The sequence below is a fragment of the Burkholderia sp. AU17457 genome, assembly GCF_002223255.1.
GTDB lineage: Bacteria > Pseudomonadota > Gammaproteobacteria > Burkholderiales > Burkholderiaceae > Burkholderia > Burkholderia sola.
Genome location: NZ_NKFB01000013.1, coordinates 1 through 1,161 on the forward strand (window position 1 = coordinate 1; position 1,161 = coordinate 1,161).

Annotated in this window: 1 protein-coding gene; it reads right to left on the minus strand. The window is 69.0% G+C overall.

Annotated elements, in window-relative coordinates:
* A partial coding sequence (locus tag CFB49_RS35345) for an efflux transporter outer membrane subunit (protein ID WP_089493765.1) occupies positions 1-1,161 on the minus strand: 1,161 nt, incomplete at both ends.

Sequence of the window (1,161 nt, forward strand, 5' to 3'; positions counted from 1 at the left end):
GCGGCAAGCCCGTCCGACACTTCGCGGAACGCCGACTGGATCGCCTTCTCGTAGTTCGCGATCTCGATGCGCTTCTGCACGTTCGCGAGATCCAGGTTCGCGATGTTCTGCCCGCCCTCGAAGATCGGCAGTGCGATGTTCGGCGCGAACGACCACGCCGCCGTGCCGGCCTTGAACAGGCCGCCCAGCGTCGGGCTCGCGGTGCCGAACGCGGCTGTCAGCGAGATCTTCGGGAAGAATGCCGCACGCGCCGCGCCGATGTTCGCGTTCGCGGCCAGCAGCGTCTGCTCGGCCTGCATCACGTCCGGACGACGCGTGAGCAAGTCCGACGGCAGGCCAGCCGGCACGTCCGTCAGCAGGTTCTGCGCGTCGAGCGGCATGCCCGCCGGCAGGTCGTCCGGCAGCGGCTCGCCGATCAGCAGCACCAGCGCGTTCAGCGCCTGCGCGCGAGCGCGTGCCTGCGCCTGCTGGTTCGCAAGCGCCGTCTCGACCACCGTCTGCGCCTGACGCAGCTCGAGCTCGGAACCCGTCCCGTTGTCGAATTGCAGCTTGGTCAGGTCGTACGACGCCTGCGCGGTCTTCAGCGTGTCCTCCGTGACCTTCAGCAGGTCATCGGTCGACAGCAGCGTCAGGTACTGATCCGCCACCTGCGACACCAGCGAGATCTCGGACGCCTGCCGTGCGTACGACGTCGACAGGTACTGCGCGAGCGCCTGGTCCTTCAGGCTCTGCACGCGACCGAACAGATCGAGCTCCCACGACGCCGACAATCCGACGTTGTAGGTACGCGAAATCAGCGGCTGGCCCGTCTGCGATACGCCGGCCGGGAAACGCTGGATGCTGCCCGTGCCCGTACCGTCGAGCGTCGGGAACAGCCCCGCGCGCGTGATCTGGTACTGCGCACGCGCGGCCTCGATGTTCAGCACCGACACGCGCAGGTCGCGATTGTTTTTCAGCGCGATCTCGATCAGCCGCTGCAGGCGCGGATCGACGAAGAACTCGCGCCAGCCGATGGCAGTCGCCGCCTGGCCGTTCGCGCTGCGCGCGCCGGCCGCGCCGGGCTGCGTCGCGTAGACGCCGCCGGCCGGGTACGCCTGCGCGACGGGCGCGTCGGGCCGCTTGTAATGCGGCGCCATCGTGCAGCCCGTGGCAAAGAGCGCG